This window comes from Streptosporangium sp. NPDC023825 (assembly GCF_040639575.1).
Lineage (GTDB): Bacteria > Actinomycetota > Actinomycetes > Streptosporangiales > Streptosporangiaceae > Streptosporangium.
The window spans coordinates 127,591-142,416 of record NZ_JBFAAE010000020.1; the positions used below are offsets into that span (position 1 = coordinate 127,591).

The following is a 14,826-nucleotide window of genomic DNA, read 5'->3' on the forward strand; positions in this document are numbered from 1 at the left end:
ACTCAATCATTGAGATACTTAATGGTTGAGTTAAATGTGGGAAGGTGATCTCATGGCGCGGCGACCGATCCGCTGGCTCGTCCCGGCGCTGCTGGTGCTGGTCTGGCTGGCCGTCGGAGGAGGGCTGGGGCCGTTCGCCGGCAAGCTCACCGAGGTGTCCACCAACGACCAGGCCGCGTTCCTGCCGCAGAGCGCGGAGTCGACCCGCGTCCTGGAGGTGCAGGAGCGGTTCCGCGAGGACGCGACGCAGCCGCTCATCGTGGTGTGGACCGCGGACGGCGAGGACGGCAAGGACGGCAAGGACGGCAAGGACGTCACTCCCGAGCAGAGCGCCGCGGCGACCCGGGCGCTCGCCTCGCTGCGCGGCACCGAGGGCGTCGTCGGGACGCCCACGCCCTCCATCCCGTCGGACGACGGCCGGGCGCTGCAGGGCGTGGTCCAGCTCGGCCCCGACGTCGAGGACTCGCTCGGGGAGACCCTGGACCGGATCGGCTCGGCGGTGGCGGTCGACGGCCTGCGGGCTCGGCTGGCGGGGCCGGCGGCCACCCGGGCCGACCTGTCCGACGCCTTCGCCGGGATCGACGGACTACTCCTCGGGGTGGCGCTGATCACCGTCCTGATCATCCTGCTCGCGGTGTACCGGAGCGTTCTGCTGCCGCTCGTCATCATCGGCGGCGCGGTCTTCGCGCTCGGCCTCGCGTGCGCCGTGGTGTACTTCCTGGCCGACCGCGACATCGTCCGGGTCGACGGCCAGGTGCAGGGCATCCTGTTCATCCTGGTCATCGGCGCGGCCACCGACTACGCGTTGCTGCTGACCGCCCGCTTCCGGGAGGAACTGGCCACGACCGGCGACCGCTTCACCGCGGGCCGCGTCGCGCTGCGGCGCTCGTTCGAGCCGATCGTCGCCAGTGCCGCCACGGTGGCCCTGGCCCTGCTCGCGCTGCTGCTCAGCGGCCTGACCAACAACCGCGCGCTCGGCCCGGTGGGCGCCATCGGCATCGCGTGCGCCGCCCTCAGCGCGCTCACCTTCCTGCCCGCCGCCCTCGTCCTGCTGGGCCGCGCCGCCCTGTGGCCGGCGAAGCCGCGCCCGGCCGACGCGACCGGCGCGACCGACGCGGCCGGCGCCGAGGGCCGCGGGATCTGGAGCCGGGTGGCCACCCTGGTCGACCGCCGTCCGCGCCGGCTCTGGATCGCCACCGTCCTGCCTCTCGTCGGTTTCGCCCTCCTCGCGCCGCAGCTGAACGCCAGAGGGGTGCCGCTGGACGAGACCTTCGTGAACGACGCGCCGTCGGTGGCGGCGCAGGCGACGCTGAGCGAGCACTTCCCCGGCGGCTCGGGGCAGCCCGCGGTCATCGTCGTCCCCGCCGGGCGTGCCGCGGCCGTGGCGGAGACGGCCGGTAGCGTCGAGGGCGTGTCCGACGCCGCGGCGGTGACCCGGAGCGGGCGGCCGGGCGACCCCCCCAAGGTCGTCGACAGGCTCGCGCTGGTGGAGGCGACGCTGGACGACGCGCCGGACGGCGACGCCGCCCAGGACACGGTCCGGCGCCTGCGCGCCGCGCTCGCTTCCGAGGACGGTGTCCTGGTCGGCGGTTACAGCGCCCAGCGGTACGACACGACGGAGACCGCGAGGAACGACACGCTGCTCATCGTCCCGGTCGTCCTGGCGATCATCCTGCTCATCCTGATCGCCCTGCTGCGCTCGCTGGTGACGCCCGTGCTCCTGGTGGTCACCGTGGCACTGAACTTCCTGGCCACCCTCGGCGTCTCCACGCTGGTCTTCACGCACGTGTTCGGCTTCACCGGCGTCGACGCGTCCGTGCCGCTGTACGGCTTCGTCTTCCTGGTCGCGCTGGGGGTGGACTACAACATCTTCCTCATGTCCAGGGTGCGCGAGGAGACCGCGCACCACGGGGCGCGGGAGGGGTTGCTGCGCGGGCTGGTCACCACCGGCGGGGTGATCACCTCGGCGGGCGTCGTGCTCGCCGCCACCTTCGCCGCGCTGGTGGTGATCCCCCTGGCCTTCCTCGTGCAGATCGCCTTCATCGTCGCCTTCGGCGTCCTGCTCGACACCCTGGTGGTGCGATCCCTGCTGGTCCCGGCGCTGGTACGGGACCTGGGCGCGCGGGCCTGGTGGCCCAGCCGCCTGGGCCGTGCCGAGGCGGGGCGGGAGTCCCGGGAACTGACCGGGGCGTCGAGGTGACCCCTGGCCCGGGCCGGTGGGAAAGAGGTGGCCCCCGGTCCGGGCTGCGGGAAAGAGGCGACACCCGGCCTGGGCCGGTGGGAAAGAGGCGACCCCCGGTCCGGGCTGTGGCAAAGATGTGACCTCCGGCCCGGGCGGTGGGAAATAGGGCGGAAGAAGGCGATATGCCGGTGCTAGCCTTCCGGAGTCGGCCGCGGGACTCCGGCGCGACTTCCGGGACCCGCCTTTGAAGCGATGATTCGCAGCTCGTGCCCCCATTCCCCGGCCGACCCCGTACAAGACCCCGTACAAGCTCGTGCCCTCACTCCCGGCCGACCCCGCACACCACCCCGGAGGCGGCGATCGAAACTCACGTCGAGACCGTTGCGGACCTGATCGCCGCCGAGGACGTCCTGCTGTTCGTGAACGCGGCGATCACCTCCACCGGCCAGCGCGAGTTCCACTCCGGTGCCGACGAGCAGGGCCTCTCGCTGGACTTCCTGCACCGCTACCTGCTGGGCAACTACCGCGACCTGTACGCGGCCACCCTCGCCCTGGACGTCAACGACCACAACGCCGCGCTGATCGCCAGGAACCTGCTGGTCACGGCGGGGGAGGCGGACCGGGAGCAGCGCCGGGCCGAGGGACGCCTGATCGCCCGGCGGCTGGCCCTGCTGCCGCCGCCCCGGGTGTACAGGTTGTTCCGCGAGCTGCGCCGGGCCAAGGTCAACAACCGGCGCACCAGGGCGATCATGCGGGACTGGCTGGCCGCCCGCCCCGACCGCGCGTTCGACGCGGTGAAGTACCGCGGCGCCGTCAAGGACGCCGTCCGCCACGCCCACCTGAGGCCGGAGGGGGAGCTGGGGCCGTTCCTGTTCACCCCGCACCGGCCGGCCGCCTACACCACACCGATCCTGGAGACCTGGCGGCGGGCCCACTACGAGCAGGCCGCGCTGTACAAGCTGCCCTACACGGTCGCGGAGGGGTTCGCGGCGAAGCACCGCATCGCACGCGCCACCTTCCTGGAGCGCATCGCGCCCCAGCTGACCCGGCTGGAGCGGCTGCGGCTGCAGGAGTCGGCGCGGAGCCTGGGGGCCGGCGCGGTGCGGGCCGACCTCACCACGATGCCGCTGACCCGGCTGGCGTCGTACGTGCTCGCCCTCTCCCTGGACGATCGCGTGCGCCGCCGCGCCGAGCTGACGGAGGCGCTGCGCGCGGCCGCCCGCCGGACCGCGGGCGACCAGGCAGGGCGCTGGGGCGCGGTGGCCGCCGTCCTCGACGACAGCTTCTCCGCGTACGGCTCGGGGCACAAGCGCCGCCGGCCGCTCGCCGTCGCGCTCGCCTGCCACTTCCTGCTGGAGGCGCTGGCCTCCGCGTACACGCCGCTGTGGCTGTCGGGCCGCACGGACGCGCTGCTCGCCCGTCCGTACGGGGCGACACCGCTCGGCGAGCGCGTCCTCGACGGACTCGAACGCGGACCAGAGCGTCTCGTCATCGTCTCCGACGGATGGGACAACTCACCGCCGGGGCTCGCCGGAGAGGTGCTGCGGATCTGGCGCACCCGGCTCGACCCGGACCACACCTGCGCCGTCGTGCACCTCAACCCGGTGTACGACGCCGCCGACTTCGACGTACGGCGGCTGGCGCCCACCGTCCCGACCGCCGGGATCCGCGACGCCGAGAACCTGGTCGCCCTGGTGGAGCTGGCCCGGTTCGCGGAGGGACGCACCGGGCTCTTCGAGCTGCGCGCCCACCTGGCGCGCCGCGTCGAGGCGTTCCTGCGGGAGGACGCGTGACGGATCTCGCCCTCACCGGGCTCTCCACCCGCCCCGCCCAGGCGTGGGGTGGCGTACGGCTCGTCCCGCTGGTCCGCGAGGAGCCGATCGAGGACCTGAGGCTCGACGCCCGGCTCTACGACGCGGAGTTCGGCGTCGTCGCGGTGGACGCGCGGACCTCGTACCTCTCCTACATCCCGCACGGGTTCGTGGCGAGCTGGACGCCTGACGGCACCCCCGCCGCGGCGTACGGAACCCAGCTGCGGGGGCCGCAGGAACGTGAGCGCACGCCCAGCCGGATGCCGCTGCGGTTCCACCGCCGGATGGCCCGCCGGGTCGGCAGGAACCGGCTGCGCTTCCTGCCCCTGCACCTGGCGCTCGAAGGGTATCTGGCGCTGCACTTCGGCGGGCCGGAGATCGCGTGGGAGGAGTGGTCGCACCGCGCGATCAGCCAGGGGCTCTCGCCCCGTGTCGAGGAGGCGTACGTGGGCGCCGCGGTCAGCGGCCTGGAGTACGCCCTTCGCGTCTTCGAGATCCACCGCGGCCAGTGCGGCGTTCTCCTCTACGTCGCGGACGCGCTCGCCGCCGCGTTCGTGGTGCCGCACCCCGACGACTACCGCGCCCTGCACACCACCCTCGTCCACGACCTGTACGGCGAGCTGATCCACCACTACGCGATGTACGGCGGGCCGGTGCCCGATTTCCGGGCCCGCATCGCGGACGCGACGGTGCGCTCGCTCGCCGACCTGCGCGCGCAGGCCCGCCGGCAGCGGGACGAGTGGGCGGCCTTCCACGACCAGGTCATGGCGGGCGCGCTGCTGGGCGCCGACTACACCTACCAGCGCGTCCACGAGATGGGCGACTACCGCCTGTCCCGCTTCCTGCCGCCCTTCGAACGGCAGCGGGAGAACCACCTCGGCGAGCTCATCACCGACGGCGCCGGCCGGCTCGCGTACCTCAAGACGTTCCGCCTGTCGGAGAACCAGGTCCGGCGCGGTCATCTGCTGACCAGTCTCGCCGCCGGCGACTGGAACGTGGCCGCCACCGCCGCCGCGCTCGGCGTGACCGAGCCCCAGCTCGGCCTGCGCATCGAGGCCGCGGGCTTCGGCCACCTCCTTCGCCAGGACGTCCTCGACCACTACCGCGCCCAGGCCCGCCGCGGTCGCCGGTGACCACACAGGGTTTCGTGAGGTCACCGGCATGCCCCGGGAGGCCGCCGGCCTGTCGTGTCCCCCGGCGGGCCTGCGGTCAGGCCCTGATCTGCCGGGCGATGGACGGGTCGGTGATGGCGGCGTCGCCGGCCAGCAGGAGCGCCTTGGAGACGATGACCGACAGCATGCCGCCCTCCTCCTCGAACGGCAGGAATACCTGGTCGGGCGTGACACCCGGGACGATGCACAGGTAGGCGTCGTTGGGCTCCATCAGGATGTTGCCCGAGCCCAGGTGGATCCGGTAGGTGCGCAGGTCGCCGCGGACCCGTAGGAAGCGGTCGGTGAGCTCGGCCCGGTCGGCGATGCGCAGCCGGGGGAGCAGCCGGGTCAGGGCGTCGCGGCGGATCTCGGCGGTCTCGGTGAGGTCGCCGAAGTTGTAGGAGTGCCAGTAGTCGCCCTGCCCCTGCGGGTCGAGGCCGACGGAGGAGACGCCGACGGCGAGGTCGGCGTCGCGCATGGCCTCCGACAGCACCAGCGGGGGCACCTCGGTCAGCGGCGCCGGCCCGTGGAACTCCTCCTGCGGCGACTCCTCGCCGGTGCGGCGGAACCGGATCGGCCCGCTGAGGCAGAACGAGGCCGAGTCGCCGTGGCGGTCCGTCTCCCAGGAATCCCAGGGCAGGTGCATGTCCCAGCGCGCCTGCCAGCCGGGGACGTCCTTGACGGCCTCGCCCTGCCCCGAGCCGCCCGCTCCGTCCCAGTGGCCGAGCGAGAGTCCGGTCCAGCCGCGTTCGGACAGCAGCGCCTTGGCCTGGCCGTACCGCAGCCTGTGCCCGGCGAAGCGGTTGGAGAGCGTCCCGGACCGCTCCTCGGCCGGGGTGAGCAGGTAGACCTCGCGGAAGGCCTGCTTGAACGGCTGCCGCAGCCCGGTCTCCAGGAGGTGGTCGCGCCGGCCGCGGACCTCCTCGACGGTTTCCCTGATGGGGTGCCAGAGCAGCATCGGGGTGTCGGCGCGGGGCTGGATCCGGCGGCCGGCCGGATCGGTGAGCTCCCAGCCGCCGGCGGTCCTGACCGGTGTCCCGGCGGGGCCCTGCAGGATCTGCCAGATCAGCCGCCTGCCGTGGACACCGGTGACGGGATGGTCGAGGAAGAACTCCTCGACCTCGCTCCAGCGCCAGAGCCGGTCCTCGGCGAGCGCCCGCTCGACGCGGAACCGCTCGGCGGGCAGCGTCTTCCGGATCTCCTTGAGCGTGTTCCGGAAGTCGGCGAGCAGCCCGCCGTGGCTCTCCCTGACCGCTTTCGGGGCTGATCTGGCTGATCTGCCAGCTGGAGTGAGAAAGGTCAGCAGCGGTGTGCCCGCCTCGTCCAGCGCCAGCCGGATGACGTGGTCGCCCGCCTTCTCCTCCCGTACGCCGTCCGGGCCGAGCCCGAACGCCGGCACGGTCCGGTCGAGCAACTGCTCGCGGCCGAGTCCGGCCTGTGCGGCGACCTCGTCCAGCGTCCGCGCCACCCTCGCCAGGATCGACTTCTTCCTGACCTTGGTCTGCATCCGGGCGAGCGGGGCCACCACCTCCAGGCCGCCGCGTCCGGCCAGCACGAGCAGGGCGGCGTTGACGAGCATCTCGCAGCGCGAGTTGGGGCCGGACCCGCCGATCCCGATGCCCGCCGCCAGCGCCACCTCCCCGAGCAGCGGGACGACCCAGGGCTCGTCGATCAGCTCGCACGTCCACACCATGCCGCGCAGCGGCGTGGCGGTGCGCTCGTGGAGATAGGTCGTCGTGGTCCACTCGTGGTCGCCGTTCCGGTGCCGGGTCGTCACCTCCCGGTGGGCGGGGACGCGGTCCAGGACCTCCCGGACGAGCACGGCGGCCTCCGGCGTGAGCAGGGCGGCGGCCTGCTTGAGCCAGGCGGGGCTGGGACGCGCCGAGGTGGCGGTCATCCAGTGGCGCATCAGGGGGGTCATCCGCGGGTCGCCGAGGCGCGAGCCGTACTCGGCGGCCATCAGGACGGCGAAACCGTCGCCACCGCCGGTCAGGCAGGTGGTGACCATCACGGGGTCGTTCTCGGCGTGCCCGGCCAGGAAGATGTCCAGGTCGTGCTTGAGCGACGAGCGGGAGTGCCACCGGGCGCCGGTCATGATCTCCTGGATCCGGCGCATCCAGGGAAGATGGCGGCGTTGCTCCCCGGGAGAGAGCTTCTGGGTGGCCGCCCACGGGATGACCAGCGAGGACTGGTAGCTGTAACGGTGCCGGAGAGGTTCGGCCGCCGCCCGCCAGAGCAACTCGATCTCGTCGCCGGTCCAGGCGGGTTCCCGCTCGGCGACCCGCAGGGCCAGCAGCGCGGGGTCGGGGCGGTGGTCGTGGTCGCGGGACACGCTCATCCGCAACTGCGCCCACACTCCCAGCGCGCGCCACTGCGCGTCGCCGAGATCGGGCCCGAGCGCGGCGACGACCGTGTCAGCGAGCATCGGCGCGGGCCAGGAGTGTTCCGGAACGTCGAGCTTGTCGAGAGCGTAGAGCTCGTCGAGCCGGGCGAACACGTCCGCGCGGGTCCGGTCGAGGTCGCCGAGCCGGCCGAGCTGCTCGGGGGAGAGCTCGCCGAGAAGGCCCATGTCAGAGGTCAACGGTCGTCTCCAGGAAGAGGGGGTAGCGCCATGACTACCAACCGGCTCCGACAAATTCCGGCCGCGGTGTGGGAGACAGGGGGAAGACGGCCTGATCCTCCACCGGGGCGCCGAGGCCCGGTGCAACGACGCCTACCGGGGTCACCGGGAGCTCCTGCGGGCCGTGACCGTGGGCAGGGGAAGGTCGGGGAACGTGTCGAGGAGTACGTGAGGGAGCATCCTGTGCGGCCGGGGATCGCGGGCCTTTGCCACCGGCTCCGGGTGCAGCCCGGTGTGGGTCGCCTGCTGGAATTTCGAGAACACCTCGATGGTCTGGTCCTGAACCGATTTTTCGAGCTTGAGAAAGGCCCGGAAGAAGTCGCGGTGGACGCCGAGTCTCGCCGTGCATCATCTCCCGGGGTTCTCGCTGCCGCCGACGCGATCGTACCGGTGTGAGGCACAGGGTAAACCGGGGTCAATTTCTGCCCCTCGGATGATTAATATGATGCTTCATTCAGAAAAGCCGAGGAAACGCCCAGTTTTTGGTCAGTCAGTCGGCTATTGCGAGCATAGCGATGAAACACCATCCAAGCGCCACGGCTACACCTGACCAGGTCGGTGTGCGTCCCGGCATGTGTCAGTGCCGGCCACGTCCCAAGACGGCGAAAGCCGGCCGCCGCGAAACCCTTCACGCCCCGTGCCCCGGTACGTCGGCCGTGACGCTTCCCCTGCGCGGCGGGCGTCCGTCGGCTTCGCCGCGCGAGACGGTCGATCAGGTCTTCGTCGAAGGGGTCAGGACGGCCGCATGGTCTGGGTGCCGATGACGGTGAGGAGTTTCAGCTTGTCGGCGGCCTCGGTGCCGGGGGCGGCGCTGTAGACGATGATGCGGAGGTCGCTGCCGGGCACGGTGAGCACGTCGCAGTCGAGCGTGAGCGGGCCGACGTCGGGGTGGTGGACGGTCTTGCGGTCCGACTCGTGGACGCCGACGACGTGGCTGTCCCACAGCTCGGCGAAGCGCGGGCTGGCGTTCCTCAGGTCGGTGACGAGCGAGCGCAGATCGGTGTCGGCGGGGTAGAGGGCGGTCGCCGACCGGAGATCGGCGACCGCGACCGTCTCGAAGCGGATCTCCTGCTCCGGGGTGTGGCTCACACGCCCCGGGAGACCCGTGAAGTGGCGCCAGATCGGGTTGCGGTCGCGCCCGACCAGCAGGGAGGGGTCCCCGAAGAGCGCGGCCCACGGCCGGTTCCAGCTGATCAGGTTCCAGGAGGCGTCGCCGACGCTGAGGGGTGTGCCGTCCAGCTGGTCGAGCAGCCGATGCACGCTCGGGGTGATGTGGGTGGACATGCGCCCGGCGGTGGGCGGCGGCTGCCCCGCGAGGAGGAACAGGTGCTCGCGTTCCTGGGTGGACAGCCGCAGCGCCCGCGCCAGCGCGGTGAGGACATGCGCGGACGGGGAGGTCGCCCGGCCCTGTTCGAGGCGGGTGATGTAGTCGGCCGACACCCCCGCGAGCATCGCCAGCTCCTCGCGCCGCAGGCCCGCCGCGCGGCGCGGCCCGCCGCCGGGCAGCCCGACCGCGGCCGGGGCGACCCGGTCGCGCCAGTGCCGCAGCGCGGGGCCCAGTTCTGCGCTTTCGGTCATTTACCCAGTATGCGAGGTTTCTCGAGGTACAGCCTGGTACCGCCTGTCCCATCCACGGCCCGGTACGCCCTGCCTGACAGGGGAGGACGCCCTCTCCGGGACCGCCCCCCGCCCGGAGGAGGGCGAGACAGGCGTTCCCCCTGGCGTACGCCTCCCGCCCTGGCATACGCCCCCCCGCCCTGGCGTACGCCTCCTCCGAGACCGCCCTCAACATGATCACCTCGCGGTACGCCAGGACCCACCCGAAGATCAGGACCCGCGGACCCGGGCGCCACGGCAGCGACGGGACCCCGATGGTTCCGCCCGTCCGGTGGCCGCACGGAGTCGCAGGACCGCCGCCACCGCCTGGACCACGGGCGGCGGGTGCTGCTCAAGCCCGACCTGGTGCGCTGTGTCATCGACTCCGCGGGAAAGGAGGTTCCGGCCGCGGCGGTGGACGGCAAGTACGAGATCTCAACAGGACCTGACGGCCACGGTGCGGATCTTTACCAGATGCCGACGTACTTGACAGCGCCACGAGGCCCTTTATTACCCGGCCTTGGGGAAAGGCCCATTCCGGTGGCACTCATTACCCGGCCTTGGGGCAAGGCTCATTCCGGTGGCACTCGCATCCTAGGGGGCACGGAGATGGCGACCTCCGCCGAGGAAGGCCAGGGCCTGACATTTCTTTGCCGCGCTATGGGATTAGATATGTGTTTCCTCCGTATTCTGGATGAAAGGTACATAAAGCTCACCGTATGGATGTTTTTGGAGTGGGCAGGATGGCAATGGCAGATAGCTGGGACGACGGGGGAGGGCCCGACGAGAAGCTCGTGGAGTGGTTCCTGGACGGGAAGCTCACGGGGAACGAGGTACGCGCCGCGACCCTGCAATCATGGCGGCGGTGCCAGGAGGCGGGACTCACGCCCGGCGCCGTGAGGCCGCGCCTGTCTGGTGATCTTGATTTTGACTGCGGAGTGGTGCGCGCGGCCCGGCCCGTGTTCGAGCGGATGCGTACCGTCATCAAGGACACCCCCGTGACCATGTTCCTGGGCGATGCGAAGGGGGTCCTGTTCCTGCGTAACGAGGGCGACCCGGCCCTGCGCCGGACCATGGACGCGGTCGGCGCCGCGCCCGGGTTCCACTTCGCCGAGGCGGACATGGGCACCAGCGCCTTTGGCTCGGCGCTGGTGGAACGGCGGATCCGCCAGGTCACCGGCAATGAGCACTTCGCGGAGGAACTGCGCGGGCTCACCGGCGTGGGCGCCCCGATACGCCACCCGCTCAGCGGGCGGATGAACGGGGCCATCAGCGTCGTCTGCCTGAAGGACACGGCCAACGCGGAGATGATGGTCCTGGCCCGGCGATTGGCCGCCGCCGTCGAGCGGCGATTGTTCGAAATGGTGGTCGAGCACGAGCGGGCCCTGATGGAGGAGTTCCTCCGGGCGCCCGAAGGAGGCGTCGCGACGGCTTCCACGCCCCTGGACCTGTGCCGCTGTGATCGGCGCGCCCTGGAGGACGCCGCCGTGAGACTGGTCGCGCAGGGCCGGGCGGCGGTGGTGAAGATGGTCCTCTCGGACGGCCGCACCGCCACGCTCGTGGCCCAGTCGATCATCGGTTCCACCGCCATAGCGGTGAAGGCGAGGCTCACCGACGGCCAGGAGGCCCGGTCGAACGGGGGAGGAAGGTGACCGGAACCGACGAGTGGCTGCTCGCCATGAGCGAGCCGGGCATCGGCCGGCTCGCCCTGCGGGCGCGTGAGCGACTCAGCTTGCTGTGCGACGCGGGCTCCTGCATCGGCACCACCCTGGAAGTCACCCGGACCGCCGAGGAACTGGCCCAGGTCGCCGTCCCCCGGTTCGCCGACTATGTCGCCGTCGACCTGGCCGACTGCGTCCTGCGGGGCGACGAGCCCGCAAACATGGACGCGGGGCTGCGCAGGGTCGCCTTCGCGGGCATCGGGGAGGGGACCGCTCTGTACCAGCTCGGCGCGCTCATCCACCCGCTCCCGTCCACGCCGCAGGGGCGCAGCCTCGCCACCGAGCAGCCGGTGCTCGACCCGGTGCTGTCCACCGCCTTCGGGTGGCTGGCACAGGATCCCGAGCGCGGCCGGAGAATCTGTGAGCAGGGCATCCACTCGCTCATCACGGTGCCGGTGCGAGCCCGGAGCGTCACGCTCGGGGTGGTGAGCTTCTACCGCGCCACGAGCAAGGACGCGTTCGAGGAGGACGACCTCGCCCTGGCCGAGGAACTGGTCGGCCGCGCCGCGGTGTGCGTCGACAACGCCCGCCACTACACCCGCGAGTGCGCGATATCCGCAGAGCTGGAGCGCGTCACCGCGTCGTTGCAGCAGGCGCTCGACCGCCAGCGATGCTTCACCACCGATGCCTCGCACGAACTGCGCACCCCACTGGCCGGGCTACGGGTCAAGCTGGAGGAGGCGCAACTTCACCCCGACGAGACCGACCTCGCCGACCTGGTGAAACACTCCCTGTGCGATGTGGACCGGCTGCAGGCCATCATCAGCGACCTCCTCATGCTGGCCCGGATCGGAGCGGCACCGCCCGCCGCCCTGGAGCCCGTCGACCTGGCCGTACTGGCCGAGGCCGGAACCGCACGCCGCACCGGCGATCCGCACCCGGCACGGCTCGACCTCACCGCCGGCATGACGGCCGACGCCGTCCCGGAACAGATCGGCCGGGTGCTGGACAACCTGCTGGACAACGCGCAACGGCACGCCACGCACGACGTGGTGGTCACAGTGCGCCGCGACGGAAGCACAGCCGAGCTCAGCGTCACCGACGACGGCATGGGCGTGCCTCCGGCGGAGCGCGAGCACATCTTCCAGCGCTTCGCCCGGCTGGACACCGCCCGCAGCCGCGACCGCGGCGGCACCGGGCTCGGCCTGGCCATCGCCCGCGACATCGCCCGCGCCCACCACGGCACCCTCCACGTCGAGGACGCGTCCTCGGGCGGAGCGCGCTTCGTCCTCCGTCTCCCGCTCAGCACGCGGTAGGCGTCCTCGTCATCGGCCGGACGCAGGCTCACCACCGGGGAAGCCCAGAGGTCAGGCGCCGGGGTACTTCCTGAGCCAGGCTTCGGTGATCTCGTGGTTCCCGGCCGCCCAGGCCGCGAGATCGTCGGCCAGCTCGGTGATGGCGTCCCGGCCCTCAAGGTGCGCGAGCCAGTCGGCGGGGAGCGCCGCCTCACCGTGGAGGGTGCCCAGGAGGTTGCCGCAGACGGCGCCGGTGGAGTCGCTGTCGCCGGAGTGGTTGACCGCGAGCAGCAGCGCCCGTCCGACGTCGCCGGGCGCGGGGTGGGTCAGGGCGCAGTAGACCGCGATGGCGAGTGCCTCCTCGGCGACCCACGCGCCGCCCAGCGACTCCACCTTCTCCGGTGTCGGGCCGCCCCGCGCCGCGAGGGACACGGCGCCGCGCAGAGCCAGGCTGGTCTCCTCGTGCGAGGGGTACGTCGCCAGCAGGTCCATCGCCTTCCGTACGGCCCGCGCGAGCGTCTCGTCCGGCTTCGAGGACCCGACCGCCCCGCCGGGCTCGTTCTCCGTCAGGAAGCCGTTCTCCGCCGGGGACTCGTTCTCCGTCAGGAAGTGGACGATGGCGGCGAAGGCGCCGGCGGCGAGGTAGCCGGTGGGGTGGCCGTGGGTGATCTGGGCGCACTCGGCGGCCAGGTCGAAGGCGTGGCGGGCGCTGCGCGCGGCCAGGCCGAAGGAGGCCGAGCGCATGACCGTCCCGCAGCCCTTGGAATCAGGGTTGACCGGTCCGGGCTCGCCGAACGGGGCGGGGGCGGCGGTACGGCGGCCGCGCAGGCCCGACAGGCAGGCGTTCCCCGGGGCCCGCTGGGAGTAGAGCCATTCCTGTTCGCGCAGCAGGCCGGAGCGGACCGGGTCGTTCGCGGAGAGGGCCGGAGCGGGATCGCGCGCCGGACGGTCGTTCGTCGGGCGATCGTTCGCGGTCGGGGAGGAGGAGGTGGGCGCCGGCCGGGTGGCGGTGCGGTCGTGCGCGAGGTCGGCGGGCGGCGGGGAGCGGTGCTGCTGGGTGTCCAGCCAGCGCAGGTAGGCGCGCCGGACGGCGGCGACGTCACCGCCGCGGATCAGCCCCTCCACGGTGAACAGCGTCATCTGCGTGTCGTCGGTGATCAGGCCGACCTTGCCGCGCCAGTCGGGGACCAGGCCGGTCAGCCCATCGGGCCCGTGCTGCCTGCGGATCCTTTTGATCGACTCGAACTCGACGGGAGCCCCCAGCGCGTCGCCGAGCGCGCCGCCCAGCAGGCAGCCTCTCACGCGGCCGAGACGGTCCGGCAGGTCATGGACGGGAGGACGCACGGGCACGATCCTTTCGTTGCCGGTTGACATCAACATAACTTCAGGTTTGAGACTGTGCGCGAGGACACCGAGAGAAAGTGGTCGATATGCGCATTGTCCAGGTGACCGCGTTCGGGGGACCGGAGGTACTCGCGATGGACCGGTCACGAGAGCCGGGCGGGGACCGGGGTGCCCGGGTCCGGTCGGAGGGGGTGACGTGAAACCGACGTGAAACCGGATTTGTCTATCTTGGCGTTGACCAGCGTCGATGCCGTCCGCAGGCGGCATCCGAGCTGTGCGAGGTGGAGATGGTCGTCCGCAGTGGGAACCAACGACACGACACCGGGGCGGCATGGGTACGGCCGGTCAGCCGGTCGCACCCATGCCTGTCGTCTCGCTTCCCGCCGGTCGGGGAACCGCCCGGAACCCCGGGTGGGCCACCGGCCGGGAACGACGTCGGGTGGGTCACATCGCGCCGGGGTCGTCGCCGTAGCGGCTACGGGGGCTGTTGCGGCCTGACACCGGCAACGGGGTTGTACGGGGTCATCGCGGCTCCACCGAGGGGTGCCGGTCACTTCTGCGCGGGCCCGCTCGCGCCGGACGTCCGGCACCGGCGGCCGGGCATCGAGCACTGATCGCCGGCGGGGAGCAGCCGCCGCTCAGCGTCGAGCGGCGGGTGGGCCGAGGTCCGGTGCCCAGGCCGGCGGAACCGGTCTTTCACCCGGCCGTAGGCCTTCGCCAGGGGAAGGGCGATAACGACCTGAAGGGGGAGAAGTTCAACAGCGAGATCCCATACGCGACACCTGGCGCTCGTGATTTGCTATCGATCACCAACGCCTGCGGGGTATGGCACCGATCTGTTGACGATCAAGGAGAAAGATGAAGAAGATCAAGACGGGGTTGCTGGCGCTGATGGTGGCCGGGTTGCTGGGCGCGAGCGCCACGCCGGCCGCGGCGATCGATCTGCATGATCAGGTTACCAAGCCCGACTGCGACAGCCACTGGATGGACCCCGGCGAGTAGCTCACCGGCGGAAACCGGCGTCGCGTGAAGCGGCCGGACGAGGGGTTTCGACACTCCCGTCCGGCCGCGCTCCCGTCCGGCCGCGCTCCCGTCCGGCCGCGCTCCCGTCCGGCCGCGCTCCCGTCCGGCCGCGCTCCCGTCCGGCCGCGCTCCCGTCCGGTCGC

10 protein-coding genes are annotated in these 14,826 nt (G+C 72.0%); 7 read left to right on the top strand and 3 right to left on the bottom strand.

Features of this window, described 5'->3' with window-relative positions; translation table 11 throughout:
* Positions 1–52 precede the first annotated feature (52 nt).
* From AB0G15_RS19605 to AB0G15_RS19615, 3 genes are all read left to right on the top strand, one after another.
* Positions 53–2,200 (top strand): MMPL family transporter, encoded by a 2,148-nt coding sequence (locus tag AB0G15_RS19605; protein WP_362841461.1) that lies wholly within the window; start codon positions 53–55, stop codon positions 2,198–2,200.
* A gap of 248 nt (positions 2,201–2,448) precedes the next feature.
* The gene (locus AB0G15_RS19610) at positions 2,449–3,975 is read left to right on the top strand and encodes a hypothetical protein (protein ID WP_362841465.1); all 1,527 of its coding nucleotides are present in this window, start codon (positions 2,449–2,451) and stop codon (positions 3,973–3,975) included.
* Complete coding sequence (locus tag AB0G15_RS19615) at positions 3,972–5,126, top strand: hypothetical protein (RefSeq protein ID WP_362841468.1); 1,155 nt, start codon at positions 3,972–3,974, stop codon at positions 5,124–5,126. The genes AB0G15_RS19610 and AB0G15_RS19615 overlap by 4 nt, the downstream gene beginning before the upstream one ends.
* 76 nt (positions 5,127–5,202) lie before the next feature.
* On the opposite strand, the gene AB0G15_RS19620 is transcribed toward AB0G15_RS19615, so the two are convergent.
* Positions 5,203–7,725: a DUF4132 domain-containing protein gene (locus tag AB0G15_RS19620; RefSeq protein WP_362841471.1), complete on the bottom strand. Its 2,523-nt coding sequence runs from the start codon at positions 7,723–7,725 to the stop codon at positions 5,203–5,205.
* 273 nt (positions 7,726–7,998) lie between these two features.
* Between AB0G15_RS19620 and AB0G15_RS19625 the strand changes: the two genes are divergently transcribed.
* Positions 7,999–8,160 (top strand): hypothetical protein, encoded by a 162-nt coding sequence (locus AB0G15_RS19625; protein WP_362841474.1) that lies wholly within the window; start codon positions 7,999–8,001, stop codon positions 8,158–8,160.
* Positions 8,161–8,496: 336 nt separating this feature from the next.
* On the opposite strand, the gene AB0G15_RS19630 is transcribed toward AB0G15_RS19625, so the two are convergent.
* Positions 8,497–9,342: a helix-turn-helix transcriptional regulator gene (locus AB0G15_RS19630; RefSeq protein WP_362841477.1), complete on the bottom strand. Its 846-nt coding sequence runs from the start codon at positions 9,340–9,342 to the stop codon at positions 8,497–8,499.
* Positions 9,343–10,103: 761 nt separating this feature from the next.
* On the opposite strand from AB0G15_RS19630, the gene AB0G15_RS19635 reads away from it, so the two are divergent.
* A complete protein-coding gene (locus tag AB0G15_RS19635; protein WP_362841480.1) occupies positions 10,104–11,012 on the top strand; it encodes a hypothetical protein in 909 nt (302 codons plus the stop codon).
* The gene (locus AB0G15_RS19640) at positions 11,009–12,337 is read left to right on the top strand and encodes an ATP-binding protein (RefSeq protein WP_362841483.1); all 1,329 of its coding nucleotides are present in this window, start codon (positions 11,009–11,011) and stop codon (positions 12,335–12,337) included. Before AB0G15_RS19635 ends, AB0G15_RS19640 begins: the two co-directional genes overlap by 4 nt.
* Before the next feature lie 51 nt (positions 12,338–12,388).
* Here the strand turns inward: AB0G15_RS19640 and AB0G15_RS19645 are convergent, their stop codons facing one another.
* The gene (locus tag AB0G15_RS19645; protein WP_362841486.1) at positions 12,389–13,660 is read right to left on the bottom strand and encodes an ADP-ribosylglycohydrolase family protein; all 1,272 of its coding nucleotides are present in this window, start codon (positions 13,658–13,660) and stop codon (positions 12,389–12,391) included.
* 858 nt (positions 13,661–14,518) lie between these two features.
* Here AB0G15_RS19645 and AB0G15_RS19650 point away from each other — a divergent pair.
* The gene (locus tag AB0G15_RS19650; RefSeq protein WP_362687695.1) at positions 14,519–14,662 is read left to right on the top strand and encodes a hypothetical protein; all 144 of its coding nucleotides are present in this window, start codon (positions 14,519–14,521) and stop codon (positions 14,660–14,662) included.
* The last annotated feature ends 164 nt before the right edge of the window (positions 14,663–14,826 follow it).

Excerpts from the sequence above, each read along its gene's own strand:
- AB0G15_RS19635 (WP_362841480.1), top strand. The coding sequence starts at position 10,104 with ATGGCAATGGCAGATAGCTGGGACGACGGGGGAGGGCCCGACGAGAAG.
- AB0G15_RS19650 (WP_362687695.1), top strand. The coding sequence starts at position 14,519 with ATGAAGAAGATCAAGACGGGGTTGCTGGCGCTGATGGTGGCCGGGTTG.
- AB0G15_RS19605 (WP_362841461.1), top strand. The coding sequence starts at position 53 with ATGGCGCGGCGACCGATCCGCTGGCTCGTCCCGGCGCTGCTGGTGCTG.
- AB0G15_RS19630 (WP_362841477.1), bottom strand. The coding sequence starts at position 9,342 with ATGACCGAAAGCGCAGAACTGGGCCCCGCGCTGCGGCACTGGCGCGAC.